Consider the following 16,453-nt stretch of genomic DNA (forward strand, 5'->3'; position numbering starts at 1 on the left):
TGGAGCGGCAATCCCCCAGTGCGGCACCGGGGGAATTGCCGCTCCAGAGGGGACTCGTGGCCAGGTCGTCTGCGACGGCGGGGGATCAGCTTCGGGCCCCGGCCGCGTGCATCGCCTTCTCGATCCGGGCGACCGTCGCCGCGGGAGTGCTGATCACGTCTCTCCACCCGATCCGGATCACCGTCCAGCCGAGCTCCTGGATCTCGGTCTCGCGTCGTCGTTCGTCGCGGAGCACCGAGGCGACGGTCTCCGGGTCGGTGTGCGCGTACTTGAGCTCGCCGTCGAACTCGAGCACCAATCGGTGCTCGGGCCAGGCAAAGTCCGCCCGGTAGCGGCCGGACCTTCCCTCGATCACCCACTGGACCCGGGGCTCGGGCAGTCCCCACTCCAGCAGCATCAACCGCGTCAGGGTCTCGCCGACGGACTCCGCGCGGACGTCCATGCAGCCCAGCACCCTCCGCGCTGTCCGCACACCCCGCTGGCCCTTCCACTCGGGCAGTCGCTTCTCCAGCCGTGCCCGGGGCACGCCGAGCGCGCGTGCTTGATCGGCCAGGACCACGGCGTCGGGGAAGGGGAGGAATCGCGCGCAGTCGAGGAGCGTGCGCTCGCCGGACGTGACCCTGATGCCCTGGAGTTCCACCACGTCGGAGTCCGGCAGCGGTGCCTGGTGGCGGACGATGTCGGGGCCGCCGTTGTGCGTGCCGTGGTCGGGGGTCGAGAGGGTGTGGATCCGGGTGGGGACTCGGTACATGCGCAGGCCGTGCACGAGGGCCGCGGAGGCGAGGCACAGCACCGGCGACACGGCGGAGGTGCGGACGTACGCCTGGTAGGCGAGCAGGGTCTTCTCCTCGTGCCGCAACCCCCGGTACTGCTCCGCGTCGACGAACCACCCCGGCCGGACGCGGATCAGCCTGCCGTCCCGGACCTGTCGGTGGACGGCGCGGTCGCTGAGTCCGGCCTCCAGGAGGCTTGCTGTGCTGAGCAGCTGCGGCGCGTTCGTCGCGGGCTCGAAAAAACGTGCTGTCATGGCTCGGTGGTACCCGCGCGAGAGCCGGAGTGGGCGCGACGCTCTCCGGATGTGGACGCCGGTCCCTCCGTGGCACGGGACCTGCAGCAGGGGAGTGAGGCCGGCGGCACTGGGGATTCCGGCGTCTCCATGGGGTTCCCCGTGCCGCCGACCGGTTCCTTCCGGCTGGCTCCTTCCCGCCGGTTCCTTCCGGTCGGCTCCTTCCCGCCGGTTCCTTCCGGTCGGCTCCTTCGCGCCGAGTCCCCTCCCGCCGGTTCCTTGCCGCCGAGTCCCCTCAGGTGCGGCAATTCCCCAAGCAATCACCGGGGGAATTGCCGCACCAGAGGGGACTCGGCGGTCCGGGCGTGGCCGGCATGGGGACTCGGCGCGTCGGGGCGGGCAGGAGCGGGCAGGGTCCGGCAGGGGCGGGCAGGAGCGGGCAGGGTCCGGCAGGAGCGGGCAGGGTCCGGCAGGAGCGGGCAGGGTCCGGCAGGGGCGGGCAGGGACGGGCAGGGGCCTCCGGGCGCGGGCCGATACGATGACCCGGTGACAGAATCCACCGCGCCGCTCCCGCCCGAGCCGTCCGCCGCACGCCCCCTGCTCGGACCCGCGGAGATCCGCGCGCTCGCCGAGCAGCTCGGCATCCGCCCGACCAAGACGCTCGGGCAGAACTTCGTGATCGACCCCAACACGATCCGTCGGATCATCGCGGCCGCCCGCCTCGGCGCCGGCGAGACGGTGCTGGAGGTCGGCCCGGGCCTGGGCTCGCTGACGCTGGGGCTGCTGGACGCCGCGGAGCAGGTCGTGGCCGTGGAGATCGACCCGCCGCTGGCCGAGCAGCTCCCGCGCACGGCCGAGCGCTTCCGGCCGGAGCGGGCGGACCGGCTGACCGTGATCGAGCAGGACGCCCTGCGCGTCCAGGAGCTGCCCGCCGCTCCCTCGGCGCTGGTGGCGAACCTTCCCTACAACGTGGCCGTCCCGGTGCTGCTGCACCTGCTGGGCCGCTTCCCGTCGCTGCGCCACGGCCTGGTGATGGTCCAGGAGGAGGTCGCCGACCGGCTGGCCGCAGCCCCCGGCTCCAAGGTCTACGGCGTCCCATCGGTCAAGGCCTCCTGGTATGCCGAGGTCACCAAGGCGGGGACGATCGGCAAGAACGTGTTCTGGCCGGCCCCCAAGATCGCCTCCGGCCTGGTCCGCTTCGTGCGCCGGGACGAGCCCGTGGCCGCGGTGGACCGGGACCTGGTCTTCGCGGCGGTGGACGCCGCGTTCGCCCAGCGGCGCAAGACCCTCCGCGCCGCGCTCGCCGGGTGGGCGGGCTCCGCCGCCGCGGCCGGCGAGATCCTCGAGGCGGCCGGGATCGACCCGGGGGAGCGGGGCGAGAAGCTCGACGTCCACCAGTTCGCACGCATCGCCCAGGCGGGCGCGGCGGCCGGGCTGACCGCGGGGGCACGCGGCGCATGACCACGACGATGCTCGCCGAACGCGCCGAGGCGCCCGGCAAGGTCAACCTCTTCTTCGCCGCCGGTCCGCGCCGCGCCGACGGCTACCACGAGGTCGCCAGCCTGTACTGCGCCGTCAGCGCCACGGAGGTCGTGACGGCCACGCTCACCCGCGCCACCGGGGCGGACGTCGCCGTGGACGTCGCGGTCGTCCCGGGCTCGCTGGTGGCCCAGCAGGAGGCCGCCGGGAGCTTCTCCCTCGACGGCGTGCCCACCGACGCGTCCAACCTGGCCGTCCGGGCCGCGCACGCCGTGCTCGAGCTCTTCCCCCCGCTGGTCGGCGGGCTGCACCTGACGATCGACAAGGCCGTCCCCGTCGCCGGCGGCATGGGCGGGGGCTCCGCCGACGCCGCGGCCGCGCTCGTGGCCGTCAACAGGCTCGCTGCCCGCGTCTCGGGACGGCCCGCGCTCGACGACGACGCCCTGCTCGGTCTCGCGGCCCGGCTCGGCGCGGACGTGCCGTTCGCGCTGACGGGCGGGGCGGCCGTCGGCACCGGCACCGGCGCGGAGCTGCGGCCGGTGCGGACCGGGACGGCCCTGCACCTGGTGCTGGTGGCGGGAACGGGCGGACTCTCCACCCCGGCCGTCTACGCGGAGCTGGACCGCCTGCGGGAGCACGAGGACGTGCCGGCGCCGGAGCTGCCTGCCGGGCTCGAACGGGCGCTGGCCACCGGGTCGGCCGCGGAGCTGGCCCCGCTGCTGCGCAACGACCTGCAACCGGCGGCCCTCTCGCTGGCCCCTGAGCTGGAGGACGTGCTGGCGGCGGGGCGCGCGGCCGGGGCGCTCACGAGCATCGTCTCGGGGTCCGGGCCGACCACCGCGCACCTCGCCCCCGACGCCGCAGCGGCGCAGGAGCAGGCCGCCCGTTTCACCCGACGCGGGCTCGCCGCCCTGGCGGTCACCGCACCTCCCGCCTGACCGCCCGCCCCGGGGACCGGCACGTCTGCAGGCCGTTCCCCGGGCTCAGGGGCGGGTGTCCGGGGGCGGGACCGGCCGGTGCTGATCGCCCGGACCCCGTCCCGCAGGTCGCTGTCCTGCTTGATCCTGTCCCGCCGGCCACTGTCCTGACGGATCCTGCCCGGTGGGGCTCTGTCCCGTCGGCCACTGTCCTGCCGGATCCTGCCCGGTGGGGCTCTGTCCGGTGGGGTTCTGTCCCGCCGGCCACTGACCTGCCGGGCTCTGTCCTGCCTGATCCTGCCCGGTCGGGCTCAATCCAGTCGACCCCTGTCCCGCCGGCCACTGCCCCGTCGACCACGGCGCCGGCTGCCCCGGGGCGGTGCGGTCCGGACCCGGCAGGGGCCCTGCGCCCTGTCCGGGGCCGTACTCGGGGAGCCGGCCGGCCCTCCGCCCGGACGTCCGTCGGCGGGTGAGCCCGGCCCAGGCCCAGACCACCAGCGCCCCGAGACCCAGCAGCGCCACGACGAGACCCACGACCGGGCCCACGAAGGGCACCGCCCGCAGCAGCACGTACACGAGCAGGCCCAGAGCCAGGGCCAGCACCCGCTTGCCGAACGCCGTCGGCACGGGATCCCGGAGCATGAGCCCGCCGCCCGTGAACCCGACGACCACCGGCGCCAGCAGCGTGAGGCCGAGGACCAGGGCGAGGACGAGCACGACGTCCAGCACCACCCCGGTGACCACGACGGCGGCCGCCAGGCCCCCGAGGGTCAGCCAGCCGAGGAGCACCGCGAGCAGGATCGCCACGAGCAGCACCGCGACCACGGCCGCCACCGCTCCGGCGACCGCCAGCACGCCCCAGCCGAGGCTCAGCCACGGGCGCGTCCGCAGCGTCGTGGCGGCGCCGTCGACCGCCCTCGGCAGCAGCCACAGCGCCAGCAGTCCCACGACCAGGAGTGTGACGAAGCGCCGCAGCCCGATCAGCAGCAGGGCCAGCGGTCCGGCCGGGGCGGTGTCCTGGTCCTCCGGGACGGTGATCTGCCGGTACGTGGTCTCCCCGGTGATCTGTGCCCCGGGGGCGATGTCGGCCTCCTGTCCGCCCTCGTAGGACAGGTCGCCCTCCAGCCGGGCGTCGTCCGTCAGGGTGAGCCCTGACGGCACGACGGGCAGCGGGACGTCGGCCGCCGGCGCCCACGCGAACGGCGCGGCCTCGGGACCGGAGGCGCTCACCGAGGCCTCCACGTCGCCGCCGATCCGGCCGGCCAGGGCCAGGCCCTCGGCGCCCGCGGTCACGCTCCCGTCCACGTCGCCGGCGAGCTCACCCTGGAACCCGCCCATGAGCACGTCCCCGCCCACCGTGGAGCCGGCCTCGGTCTGCAGGCTGTAGCCGCCCGTGACCAGGTCGTCCGCGATCCGGGCGCCGTCGCGCACCAGGAGGGCCTGCCCGGCCAGACGCGCGTCGTCGCCCACGGTGCCCTCGACCACCACGGTCTGGGCCGCCGCGATCAGGTCGCCCTCCACGGTGCCGGTGACCGTCACCTTCCGCGCCGCGACCACCACGTCCCCGCGCACGGTGCCGGCGACGACGATCTCGTCGCCCGCCAGGTAGAGGTCGTCGTCCACGACCTCGCCGGCCGCCACGCCGACGTCGTCGCCGCCGCGGACCTCCGCCGCCCAGCTCCCCGGCACGGCCAGGGTCAGGCCGACGAGAGCCAGGAGCAGGGCCGCCGTCCAGCGGACGAGGCTCGGCACCAGGCGGATCCGGATCGTGTGCTGCCTCATCGGTCGTCCCGTTCTCTCGTGTCTGCTGCTCATGGCGGGCACCTCTTCCCAGACGGCTCGACTCGCCTGACACCGTCGAGTCCATGTCCGAGGCGGCAGGGGTGTCAAGGAGTGCCGCGGTCATGACGGCCCCGGGCAGGACCCTGCCGGAGCCGAGGACGGGACGGCGAGGGCGGACGGCGAGGGCGGACGGCGAGGACGGGACGGCACGGTCGGGGCGACCACCGGCCGGGCGGGCAGCTTCGTGTCGTGCTCCGGCGGGCCGCGATGACGCTCCGGTCACGGTTTGCGGTCCCCCGGGCCGGGGGTCCCGGCGCGGTCGTAGCCTGGGGCTGTCGCGCGGGTCGCGCGCGACGGTTCCGACGGGGGTGGGGATCGTGAAGAGACTGGGAACAGGTGTGCTCGCGGCCGCCGTGGTGCTGGTGGGGCCCGTGCCCCTGGCCGGTGCCCACGGCGGGGGACACGGGCACGGGGACGACGGGGGCGGCCACCGCGTGGTCGCGGACGGGCTCGACAACCCGCGGCAGCTGAACTGGTCGCAGGACCACGAGTCCCTGGTCGTGGCCGAGGCCGGCCGCGGCGGGGACCAGTGCGCCGGGGGGCAGTGCGCGGGGGCGACCGGCGCGATCTCGCTGGTCGAGCGACCGTGGCGCCGCACGCCGGCGGTCTCCACCGTGGCGGAGGGCTTCACGAGCATGGCGAGCCCCGACGGGTCCTTCGCCGTCGGCAGCAACGGCGCGGACGCCACGGACGTGGACGGCCAGTACGTCGTGGCGGGATACGACCCCGCCGGCCCGCCCATGCAGAACGGGTCGCTGCTCGTGGCCGGCACCGAGGAGACGGGGGAGGAGTACCTCATTCCGTTCGCCGACCTGCAGAAGGCCGAGGAGGAGCAGAACCCGGACACGGCCCAGATCGAGTCCAACCCCTACGCGGTGCTCTTCGTGGACGAGGACCCGGACGACGCGCCCGACGGCTACGCGCTGGTGGCCGACGCCGCGGCGAACACCGTGTGGAAGGTGGAGCCCGACTTCTCGACCCAGACCGAGGACGCCCCGCCGGAGTACGAGATCACCGAGTGGGCGACCTGGCCCACCACCTCGCTGCCCGGCAACGTGGACGACCCGGCCGGCCCGGCCGAGTTCGTGCCCACGGCCCTGGCCGCGGACCGCCGCGGCAACGTCTACGTCGGCGGGCTCGGCTCGGAGCGGGCCGGCGAGGCCTCGGTGGTGAAGTTCTCCGCGGACGGGGAGGAGCTCGAGCGCTGGGACGGGTTCACCGCGATCACCGGCGTCGCCGTGGACCGGCACCACCTGTACGTGTCGCAGCTGTTCGGCCCCACGGCCCCGATGCCTCCCGGGCAGACCCCCTCGGACGAGGCGCCGCCCGCGGCCGGCGCCGTCCCCGGCCAGGTGATCGTGGTCGACCGGCACGACGAGGACGCCGAGCGCCGGGCGGTCGACGTGCCGTTCCCCGCCGGCCTGGCCTCCGACGGCAGCAGCCTCTACGCCGCGGTCAACAGCCTGGCACCGGCCGGGGGCATCGCGGCCGGACCGGCGAACCCGTTCGGCGCGGTCGGCGGGGGAGCGGTGTGGGAGCTGGACCTGTCCGACGCCTACCCCGTGGAGCCCGTGGAGCCCGTGGAGCCCGCAGCGCCGGAGGCCGCCCCGGGCGGCTGAGCCGGCGGAGCGGTCCGTGCCCAGGGACGAGCGCCGGGGGAGCACCGGCCCGTGCACAGGGGCGAGCGGGGAAGCGCCCCCGTGCCGGCCGGCCCGGCCCGGCCCGCCGAGCCGGGCCGGGCCGCGGCGGAGAAGGGCGGAGAAGAGCGGGGAACGCGCCCGGGCACCGCTTGTGCGTTCCGGCCCGGGGATCGTTCCACCCCGGATATAGGGTGTGAGGACTCGGGCCGTACACGGTCGTCGCGCATCTGAGCTCCAGGGGGTTCCCACGTGACCGCCTCTCCCGGTGGAATCACCGACACCACGACCCTGCTCCGGGACTACGCGGCCCGGCGGCGTGCCCTGGAGGGCGCCTGCGCCTCGATCAAGCACGCGGTGGAGGCACGGCTCCAGGACGACGGGCTCAACTACCACCAGATCACCCGCCGCGTGAAGGAGATCGAGTCCCTCCAGCAGAAGCTGGCCCGGCGGAACCCGGACGGCAGCAGGAAGTACGCCGACGGCCTCCGGGGGATCGACGACCTGATCGGCATCCGGGTCATCATGTTCCTCGAGACCGACGTCCTGAAGGCGGTGGAGGCGCTGAAGGGCGTGTTCGTCGTCAAGGAGCACGTGGACAAGACGGCGCAGGGCCGGGAGATGGGGATCCTCGGGTACGCCGGCCAGCACCTCGTGCTGGAGGTGGGCCAGGAGAGTCCGCCCAGCGGGTGCTCCTCGTGCAAGGGGCAGCGGTTCGAGGTGCAGATCCGGACGGTCCTGCAGCACGCGTGGGCCGAGTTCGAGCACGAGGTCCGGTACAAGTCCACCCTCCCCATCCCCGCGTCGGTGGACCGGGCGCTGTCCATGGCGTCGGGCCTGCTCGAGCTCGCCGACCAGCAGTTCGTCACCATCAGCGAGACCGTGCGGGGGGAGATGACGGAGGGCGGCGAGCTGCACACCCGGGAGCCGGAGGAGGTGCTCACGGCGGAGGGCGTCGCGGAGCTGCTGATCGCGCGGATGCCCGAGTACCCCAGCAGCCGGCAGGAGCAGTACGGCTGGCTCGCGGACGCGCTGGCCGTGTGCGGCATCCGCACCGAGATCCAGCTGGAGGAGTTCCTCGAGGACGTGGACCGGGCGGCGGTGACCGGGCGGATGGGGTACCGGTTCCCGCCCGGCCACGTCCGGGTGATGGACGACCTGCTGCTGTCCGCGTTCGCCGAGGACTACGTCGAGCGGACCTCGCACCTGGGCGACGACGAGCAGCGCGCCACGAAGCTGCGCCACCGGCTCGGGAAGCTCCGGGACGGCTGAGCCCGGCCGGGCGTCAGCGCCGCCGGGCTCAGCGCGCCCGGGCCTCCGCCAGCAGGCGCTCGGCCACCGCCAGCCGCTGCCGCGCCCTGTCGGGCGGCCCGCCCGAGCGGCGGGCGCCCGCCACGAGGGACAGCGCCACCCCGGCGGCGCGGACCCGCAGCGCGGTGGGATCAACCGCCTCGTCGAACCCGGCGAGCATCCGCCGCGCCGTCGCCGCCGTGCGGGCGGACCCGGCCGGGAGGACGGCGAGGTGCCCGGCCAGGCACGCGAGGTCGTCGACCCGGTGCCCCGGTCCTGCGGTCTCGACGTCGAGCAGGCCGGTCACGGGCCCGAAGGGGCCCTCCGTCCCCGGCGTCACGAGGAGGTTGGCCTCGTGGAGGTCGCCGTGCACGGGCACCACCGGACCCGGGCCGGTGGCCGCCCGGGCCTCGTCCACCGCCCGGGCCAGCTCGCGGATCCGGTCCGCCTCCTCGGGCAGGGCCACCGCGGCGGCGCGGCCGTAGTCCAGGACCCGGTCCGTCCAGGCGGGCCGGGCCGGCAGCGCGAGCACCTGCGCGGGCAGCGCGTCCAGCAGCGCGAGCACGTGCGCCGGGAGCAGCGCCGCGGCGTCGCCGTCCCGCGCCGCGACCGGCGGAGGGGCGCCGGGGAGCGCGCGCAGCACCACGACGTCGTCGACCAGCGCGCCCACCGGCTCCGGGACGGGCAGACCGGCTCCGAGCAGCAGCCGGTGCCGGTCGACGAGCCCCTCGGCGCGGCCCGCCCGCAGCACCTTGAGGTAGCGGACCTCGGAGCCGAGGACCGCCCGCACCACGGCACGACGGCCGGGGCGGTAGGACAGCGTGGTCAGCGCGGCGGGCTCGCCGGAGCCGAACACCGCCCGGCCCACGTGCCCGGGCGAGGACGCCCAGGGCAGTCCCGGCAGCCACGGGTCATGGGGGTGGCGCCAGGCCACGAGCTCCAGGTCCCGGTGGCGCAGCCGCACGACCGGTGCCGGGGAGAGCAGCGGGACCGGGACCGTGCTCACGCACACCGTCTCCGCCGCGCGCCGTGCCCCGGCGAGGGCCGCGACGTCGTAGATCGCCGTGGCGCCGGCGCCGGGCCGGTGGTGGACCCGGCGCAGGGTCCAGCGGTGCACGGCCAGCCCCGCCGGCCGCAGGGCCCGCCGCAGCAGCGTCCCGGCGTCCGGGCCGGTCAGCAGGCCCACCGCCGCCGCCTCCCGCGACGGCCCGTCCACGTGGCTAGCCGAGGTCCTCGGAGAGCTCGAGCCAGCGCAGCTCCAGCTCCTCGATCTCCTCCTCGACCCCGCGCAGCCGGGTGGTGATCCCGGCCAGGCCCTCGTAGTCGGACTGGTCGTGGGCGGCCATCTCGGAGTGGATCCGCTCCACCTGGCCGGTGAGCTTGGCCAGCTTCCGCTCGATCGCGCCCACCTCCTTCTGGGCGGCCCGGGCCTCCGCGCCGCCCAGCCGCGGCACCGCGTCCGTCGTCCCCTTCGCGCCGTTCGACGACGGCCCCGTCGCCGCCAGCGGGTTCGAGGCGCCGGCGGACCCGGCCGCGGTGCCGGTGCGGGACTGCGAGGCGAGCTCCAGGTACTGCTCCACGCCGCCGGGCAGGTGCCGGAAGCGGCCGTCGATCACGGCGTACTGCTGGTCGGTGACGCGCTCCAGCAGGTAGCGGTCGTGGGAGACCACCAGCAGGGTGCCGGGCCAAGTGTCGAGGAGGTCCTCCATGGCCGCGAGCATGTCGGTGTCGAGGTCGTTGGACGGCTCGTCGAGGATCAGCACGTTCGGCTCGTCCAGCAGGATCATCAGCAGCTGAAGACGCCGCTTCTGTCCGCCGGAGAGGTCCTTCACGGGCGTGGACAGCTGCTCGTTGGTGAAGCCCAGCCGCTCCAGGAGCTGGCCGGGGGTCATCTCCTTGCCGTCGGCCAGGTACGTGCTGCGCCTGTGCGCCACGACGTCCGAGACCCGGTCCTCCGCGACCTCGTCCAGCTCGGAGAGCTGCTGGGTCAGGGTGGCGATCCTGACGGTCTTGCCGCGCTTGACCCGGCCCTTCGTGGGCTGCACCGCGCCGGTCACCAGGCCCAGCAGGGTGGACTTGCCCGCGCCGTTGACGCCGAGGATGCCGGTGCGCTCGCCCGGCGCGATCAGCCACGTGACGTCCCGGAGCACCTCGCGGATGCCGCCGTCCTCGGTGGGGTAGGAGACGGAGACCTTCTCGAGGTCCACCACGTCCTTGCCCAGCCGGGACACCGCCATCCGGGACAGCTCCACGGTGTCGCGCGGCGGCGGGACGTCGTTGATCAGCTGGTTCGCGGCCTCGATCCGGAACTTCGGCTTGGCCGTGCGCGCGGGGGCGCCGCGGCGCAGCCACGCCAGCTCCTTCTTCATGAGGTTCTGCCGCTTCGCCTCGACCGTGGCGGCCTGGCGGTCGCGCTCCACGCGCTGCAGGACGTAGGCGGCGTAGCCGCCCTCGAAGGGCTCCACCGTCCGGTCGTGGACCTCCCACGTGTCGGTGCACACCGCGTCCAGGAACCAGCGGTCGTGGGTGACCACGGCGAGCCCGCCCTGGTTCTTCGGCCACCGGTTCTCGAGGTGGCGGGCCAGCCACGTGATGCCGTCGACGTCGAGGTGGTTGGTGGGCTCGTCCAGGAAGATGACGTCCCAGTCCCCGGCCAGCAGCGCGGCGAGCGCCACGCGGCGCTTCTGCCCGCCGGACAGCTCGCCCAGCCGGGCGTCCCAGTCGAGGTCCTTGACGAGCCCGGAGACGACGTCGCGGACCGTCGGGTCCCCGGCCCACTCGTGCTCGTCGCGGTCGCCGACGACGGCCTGCCCCACGGTCAGCTCCGGGTCCAGCACGTCGGTCTGGTCGAGCATGCCCACGCGCACGCCGGAGCGCACGGTCACGCGACCCTCGTCGGGCTGGAGCCGTCCGGCCAGCAGCTTCATGAGGGTGGACTTGCCGTCGCCGTTGCGGCCCACGATGCCGATCCGGTCGCCCTCGTCGATGCCTAGGCTGACGCCGTCGAAGACCGTCTTGGTGGGGAATTCCAGATGCAGGTTCTCGCCGCCGAGTAGATGTGCCACCCATCAAGGGTACTCGCGCCCGCCGAGTCCCCCGTCCCGGGGTGCGCTGGTGCGCCGAGTCCCCATCCCGGGGTGCAGTGATGCGCCGAGTCCCCATCTTTCTCGCATTTCCCCATGATCCAACGTGGGGAGTTGCTGCGTCAGTGGGGGCTCGGTGGGTCGCGGGTCGGTTGGGTGGGGGTTCGGCGGACAGGGGAGGGGTGCAGCCGCAACCGCGGCACTCTCAGCTCCGGCACCAGGGGAGCGTGGGAGAATGCGGGCATGCAGGAGCACCCGGCTGAGCAGCCCACCCCCATCGCGACCCCCCACGGCCTCCGCCTGGACGGGATCGCCGACCTGGACGCCGCCGTGCGCGCCGTCCAGGAGCACCCCGGGCCCGTGGAGCTGCCGGTCGGGCCCGATCAGCTCGTTGGCCGCCACCTCGGCGCGGTGCCGCGGCGCCAGATCGGGGAGGTCCTGCGCGAGGCGGGCGCGCAGCCCCTGATCGTCCACGCGGAGACCTCCATGGACGAGGACATCCCGGACGAGGGCGTCATCGCCACCCTCGACGACCACCTGTCGCTGGCGGTCGGCCTGGGCGCCGAGTACGTCGTCGTCCCGCGGGCGGGCGTCCGGAACGGTGGACGGGACGAGGAGCGGATCTTCTCCATGCTCGCAGCCCTGGCCGAGGCGGCCTCGGCCCAGCACGTGCACCTGGTGCTGGAGAACGAGGGCGCCACGGCCGACGAGATCGACCTGCTGATCGACATGGAGCGGGCGCGGGAGGACGGGGACGTCGACGCGGAGCCGCAGTACCTCGTCTCCGTCGCGTGGAACGTGGCCTCCAGCGCCCGGGCGGGGGAGGACCCGGTGGCGGCCTTCGCCCGGATGAGGCCCCTGCTGGAGCGGGCGCCGGTGTTGGTGCGCGGCGTGGACGAGGCGTCGTTCGCGGCGCTGCTGGAAGCCGTCCCCGACCTGCGGGAGGCCGTCGCGGCCGGCCGGATCCTGGTGGTCCTGGACCCCTCCGGAGACCCCTCCGGAGACCCCACCGGCAGCACCGTCTGAGCCCCCTCCCGGGACCCCCTGAGCCCGTCCCCGGGCCACGAACCGGCCCGCGGCCGGGTGGTAGGGTGACTCTCTGTGCACAGCGTGCACCACTGCCGTGCCGCGGCGGTGCTCCGCCTTGGTGTAATCGGCAGCACCCCGGCCTTTGGAGCCGTGGAGTCTAGGTTCGAGTCCTAGAGGCGGAACGTCCGCATCCGCCCGGGTGATGGTCCCGGTGCCCCCACCGGCGCAACTCGACGACCGAGGAGCTGCAGTCCGCCGTGAGCCTTCCTGATTCCCCCGCCGTGCCCCGCGAGTCCCCCCAGGGACCTGCCGCCGTCATCGTCCTCGCCGCCGGCAAGGGCACCCGCATGAAGTCCAAGACCCCCAAGATCCTGCACCGGATCGGGGGTCGTTCCATGGTCGGCCACTCGCTGGTCGCCGCCCGCAGCCTCCACCCCCGGCGGCTCGCCGCCGTGGTGCGCTTCGAGCGGGACCTCGTCGCCCCGCACATCCTCGAGGAGGACCCCCAGGCGCTGATCGTCGACCAGGACGAGGTGCCGGGCACCGGCCGCGCCGTCCAGGTGGCGGTGGAGGCCCTCGACGCGCAGGAGCGGCTGAGCGGGACCGTGGTCGTCACCTACGGCGACGTCCCCCTGCTGACCCCCGAGGTCCTGGCCCGCCTGGTCCGGCGGCACGAGGAGCGCGGCAACGCCGTGACCGTGCTGACCGCCGACCACGAGCAGCCCGGCGGCTACGGCCGCGTGCTGCGCGACCCCGACGGCTCCTTCCGCGAGATCAAGGAGGCCAAGGACGCCACCGAGGCCGAGCTGGCCGTCACCGAGATCAACTCCGGCATCTTCGCCTTCGACGCCGACGTCCTGCGCACCGCCCTCGCCGAGGTGACCTCGGACAACGCCCAGGGCGAGATGTACCTGACCGACGTGCCGCTGATCGCCCGCGACGCCGGCCACCCGGTCGACGCCCTGAAGATCGAGGATCGCTGGGAGGTCGAGGGCGCCAACGACCGCGTCCAGCTCGCCCAGCTCGGTGCGCACCTCAACCGCCGGCTCCTCGAGCAGCACATGCGCAACGGCGTCACCATCGTGGACCCCGCCACCACCTGGATCGACGTGCAGGTGCGCATCGCCGCGGACGTCACGGTCCTGCCCGGCACCCAGCTGCTCGGCGGCACGCGCGTGGCCGAGGACGCGACGGTGGGCCCGGACACCACCCTCACCGACGTCGAGGTCGGCCCCGGCGCCAAGGTCGTGCGCACGCACGGCTCCGGCTCCGTGATCGGCGCCCGCGCGGACGTCGGCCCCTTCGCCTACCTGCGGCCGGGCACGGTCCTGGGCGAGAAGGGCAAGATCGGCACGTTCGTGGAGACCAAGAACTCCCGGATCGGCAACGGCTCCAAGGTCCCGCACCTGTCCTACGTGGGCGACGCGACCATCGGCGAGCACTCCAACATCGGCGCGGCCTCCGTCTTCGTCAACTACGACGGCGTGTCCAAGCACCGCACCGTGATCGGGGACCACGTGCGCATGGGCTCCGACAACATGTACGTGGCCCCCGTGACCGTCGGCGACGGCGCCTACTCCGGCGCCTCGACGACGATCCGCAAGGACGTGCCGGCCGGCGCGCTGGCCCTGACCGAGGGCGCCCAGCGCATCGTCGAGAACTGGGTCGTCGAGCGCCGTGCGGGAACCGCAGCGGCGGAGGCGGCCCGCCGGGCCCAGGCCGCGGGCAGCACAGCAGGGTCCGGCACCCACCCGGACACCACCGACGAAAGCGAGTGACAATGACCGCAATCACCAATCCCGGGGCGAAGCGGATGGTCCTGCTCTCGGGCCGGGCCCACCCCGAGCTCGCGCAGAACATCGCCGCAGAGCTCGGCACGGAGCTCGTGCCGACGGACGCGTACGACTTCGCCAACGGCGAGACGTACGTGCGCTTCGGGGACTCGGTGCGCGGCGCGGACGCCTTCCTGATCCAGGCCCACCCGGCGCCGATCAACCAGTGGGTCATGGAGCAGCTCATCATGATCGACTCCCTCAAGCGGGCCTCCGCGAAGTCGATCACCGTGGTGTCCCCGTTCTACCCCTACGCCCGCCAGGACAAGAAGCACCGCGGCCGCGAGCCCATCTCGGCCCGGCTGATCTCCGACCTGTACAAGACCGCCGGCGCCGACCGCCTGATGTCGGTGGACCTGCACACCGCGCAGATCCAGGGCTTCTTCGACGGCCCGGTGGACCACCTCATGGCGATCCCGCTGCTCGCCGAGCACGTCCGCTCCGTCGTCGACGTCGACAACGTGACGGTCGTCTCCCCGGACACCGGCCGGGTGCGCGTGGCCGAGCAGTGGACCGAGCTGCTCGGCGGCTGCCCGCTGGCGTTCGTGCACAAGACCCGCGACATCACCCGGCCCAACCAGGCCGCCTCCAAGGAGGTCGTGGGCCAGATCGAGGGCCGCACCTGCGTGCTGATCGACGACATGATCGACACCGGCGGGACCATCACCGGCGCGGTGAAGGTGCTGCGCGAGAAGGGCGCCAAGGACGTCATCATCGCCGCGACGCACGCCGTGTTCTCCGACCCCGCCGTCGAGCGCCTGTCCTCCTGCGGCGCCCTCGAGGTCGTGGTGACCGACACCCTGCCCGTGCCGCCCGAGCACCAGTTCGAGAACCTGCGGGTCCTGTCGATCGCGCCGCTGATCGCCCGGGCCATCCAGGAGGTCTTCGAGGACGGCTCCGTGACGAGCCTCTTCAACGGCCGCTCCTGAAATCCCCGGGGGCCGTCCCCGCGAGGCCCCCGACGACGACGCAGCCCCTCACCGCCCGCTGCGGGCGGTGAGGGGCTGCGTCGTCGTCGGGGCGCCGGCGCGGCCGCCGTGGCGGGCAGGAGCACGGGCGTCGCGGTGCCGAGCACGGCGAACGGGACGGCGCGGTGCCGCCTCATCGGTCTCCTCGTCCTGCCGTGCGGGTCATCACCGGCTCGAGAAGCGGTGCAGGAACGCGGACATGGCGTCCCGGTTCGTGCTGGCCCGCGGGCGGAACGTGCCGTCCTTCCAGCCGGTGGTGATCCCGCTCGCCTGCAGCCAGTGGATCTCCTTGTAGAACTGGTTCCCCGGGGCCAGGTCCGAGAAGGACGACGTGGCGGGGGCGGAGTAGTAGGGGGAACCGGCGGTGCGGTACAGGAGCGCGGCCGTGGCGTCGCGGGCGATGGGGGTCGTGGGACGGAAGGTGCCGTCCCGCCAGCCGTTGAGCAGGCCCTGGGCCTTCGCCCAGTGGATCTCCTTGTAGAACGGGTCCCCGGGAGCCACGTCCCGGTACGCGGAGTCCGCCGGTGCGGTGTAGCCGGGAGAGCCAGCCATGCGGTAAGCGACGGCGGCCATGGCCCCGCGCTCGATGGGCAGGCCCGGGCGGAACGTGCCGTCCCGCCAGCCGTTGAGCAGACCGCGCTGCTTGACCCACGAGACCTCGGCGGCGAACTGGTGGTGGGCGGGGACGTCGACGAACGGGCCGACCGGGGTGACCGAAGGCGCCGAGGGCGCCGAGGGGGCAGTGGACCCCGAGGGCGCCGTGGTCACGGACTCTCGGGCGTCGGTGGGAGCCATGCCGTCCGGGTAGCCGTAGGAGGCCACGGTGCCGGCCAGCCGCCACGGATCGCCGTCGCCGGCCAGGGACCCGTCGGCGTAGGTCAGGCCGATGCCGATGACCTGCATCCTCGGATCGGTGAGCACCTTGTTGTGGGCGGTGGAGCCCTTCCACCAGTTCATCAGGTCGTGGACCGAGACCTGCCAGGAGACGGCGTGGATCTCCCCGACCGCGTTCCAGCTGCCGGCGCGGGGGTCGGTCATGAAGGTGTCCGTGTGGTCGATGACCTCCTCGCGCACCAGCCGGTCGGACTGCCCCTGGGCGATCTGGGACAGGGTCGCCGAGTACTTCACCGGGGCCAGGCCCTTGGTCCTGCGGTGGGCGTTGATCAGCTCCAGGAGCTGCTGGGTGTCCGTGAGCCGGGTGCTCGGGGAGACGGTGACGATGTCCGAGGACGCCGCGGTGGCGGGAGCGGTCGTCACGCCGAGGCCGGTCACGAGGAGGGCGCCGGTCAGCGCCGCGACGGAGAGGTGCTTCTGCATGGGTTCGGGTTCTTTTCTGCGTGTGCACCGCGGGCGGACGGCTCGGTGCCGGG

General features: G+C 74.2%; 12 protein-coding genes and 1 tRNA gene. 8 read left to right on the forward strand and 5 right to left on the reverse strand.

Going from position 1 to position 16,453, the window contains the following annotated elements:
* Window positions 1–85: 85 nt before the first annotated feature.
* A complete protein-coding gene (locus IEW07_RS00985) occupies window positions 86–1,027 on the reverse strand; it encodes a type IV toxin-antitoxin system AbiEi family antitoxin domain-containing protein (RefSeq protein WP_188533957.1) in 942 nt (313 codons plus the stop codon).
* A 525-nt stretch (window positions 1,028–1,552) separates the two neighbouring features.
* Between IEW07_RS00985 and rsmA the strand changes: the two genes are divergently transcribed.
* Complete coding sequence (gene rsmA / locus IEW07_RS00990) at window positions 1,553–2,467, forward strand: 16S rRNA (adenine(1518)-N(6)/adenine(1519)-N(6))-dimethyltransferase RsmA (protein ID WP_188533958.1); 915 nt, start codon at window positions 1,553–1,555, stop codon at window positions 2,465–2,467.
* Window positions 2,464–3,423: a 4-(cytidine 5'-diphospho)-2-C-methyl-D-erythritol kinase gene (locus IEW07_RS00995; RefSeq protein WP_188533959.1), complete on the forward strand. Its 960-nt coding sequence runs from the start codon at window positions 2,464–2,466 to the stop codon at window positions 3,421–3,423. Before rsmA ends, IEW07_RS00995 begins: the two co-directional genes overlap by 4 nt.
* 45 nt (window positions 3,424–3,468) lie before the next feature.
* On the opposite strand, the gene IEW07_RS01000 is transcribed toward IEW07_RS00995, so the two are convergent.
* Complete coding sequence (locus IEW07_RS01000) at window positions 3,469–5,184, reverse strand: bactofilin family protein (RefSeq protein ID WP_188533960.1); 1,716 nt, start codon at window positions 5,182–5,184, stop codon at window positions 3,469–3,471.
* Window positions 5,185–5,561: 377 nt separating this feature from the next.
* On the opposite strand from IEW07_RS01000, the gene IEW07_RS01005 reads away from it, so the two are divergent.
* Both IEW07_RS01005 and IEW07_RS01010 read left to right on the forward strand, forming a co-directional pair.
* Window positions 5,562–6,863 (forward strand): ScyD/ScyE family protein, encoded by a 1,302-nt coding sequence (locus IEW07_RS01005; RefSeq protein ID WP_188533961.1) that lies wholly within the window; start codon window positions 5,562–5,564, stop codon window positions 6,861–6,863.
* Between the two features lie 270 nt (window positions 6,864–7,133).
* A complete protein-coding gene (locus tag IEW07_RS01010; RefSeq protein ID WP_188533962.1) occupies window positions 7,134–8,153 on the forward strand; it encodes a GTP pyrophosphokinase in 1,020 nt (339 codons plus the stop codon).
* Window positions 8,154–8,181: 28 nt separating this feature from the next.
* On the opposite strand, the gene IEW07_RS01015 is transcribed toward IEW07_RS01010, so the two are convergent.
* Both IEW07_RS01015 and IEW07_RS01020 read right to left on the reverse strand, forming a co-directional pair.
* Window positions 8,182–9,387: a phosphotransferase family protein gene (locus IEW07_RS01015; protein WP_188533963.1), complete on the reverse strand. Its 1,206-nt coding sequence runs from the start codon at window positions 9,385–9,387 to the stop codon at window positions 8,182–8,184.
* 4 nt (window positions 9,388–9,391) lie between these two features.
* Window positions 9,392–11,236, reverse strand: coding sequence for an ABC-F family ATP-binding cassette domain-containing protein (locus tag IEW07_RS01020; RefSeq protein WP_188533964.1), 1,845 nt, complete (start codon window positions 11,234–11,236; stop codon window positions 9,392–9,394).
* 261 nt (window positions 11,237–11,497) lie between these two features.
* On the opposite strand from IEW07_RS01020, the gene IEW07_RS01025 reads away from it, so the two are divergent.
* The 4 genes from IEW07_RS01025 (at window position 11,498) to IEW07_RS01040 (ending at window position 15,044) form a co-directional block, all read left to right on the forward strand.
* A complete protein-coding gene (locus IEW07_RS01025) occupies window positions 11,498–12,280 on the forward strand; it encodes an IolE/MocC family protein (RefSeq protein WP_188533965.1) in 783 nt (260 codons plus the stop codon).
* A gap of 112 nt (window positions 12,281–12,392) precedes the next feature.
* A tRNA-Gln gene (locus IEW07_RS01030) sits at window positions 12,393–12,465 on the forward strand.
* Window positions 12,466–12,540: 75 nt separating this feature from the next.
* Window positions 12,541–14,061, forward strand: coding sequence for a bifunctional UDP-N-acetylglucosamine diphosphorylase/glucosamine-1-phosphate N-acetyltransferase GlmU (gene glmU / locus IEW07_RS01035; RefSeq protein WP_268235509.1), 1,521 nt, complete (start codon window positions 12,541–12,543; stop codon window positions 14,059–14,061).
* 2 nt (window positions 14,062–14,063) lie between these two features.
* A complete protein-coding gene (locus IEW07_RS01040) occupies window positions 14,064–15,044 on the forward strand; it encodes a ribose-phosphate diphosphokinase (RefSeq protein WP_188533966.1) in 981 nt (326 codons plus the stop codon).
* A gap of 204 nt (window positions 15,045–15,248) precedes the next feature.
* On the opposite strand, the gene IEW07_RS01045 is transcribed toward IEW07_RS01040, so the two are convergent.
* Complete coding sequence (locus IEW07_RS01045; protein WP_188533967.1) at window positions 15,249–16,400, reverse strand: CAP and S-layer homology domain-containing protein; 1,152 nt, start codon at window positions 16,398–16,400, stop codon at window positions 15,249–15,251.
* Window positions 16,401–16,453: the final 53 nt, after the last annotated feature.

Source organism: Kocuria dechangensis (genome assembly GCF_014636775.1).
Lineage (GTDB): Bacteria > Actinomycetota > Actinomycetes > Actinomycetales > Micrococcaceae > Kocuria > Kocuria dechangensis.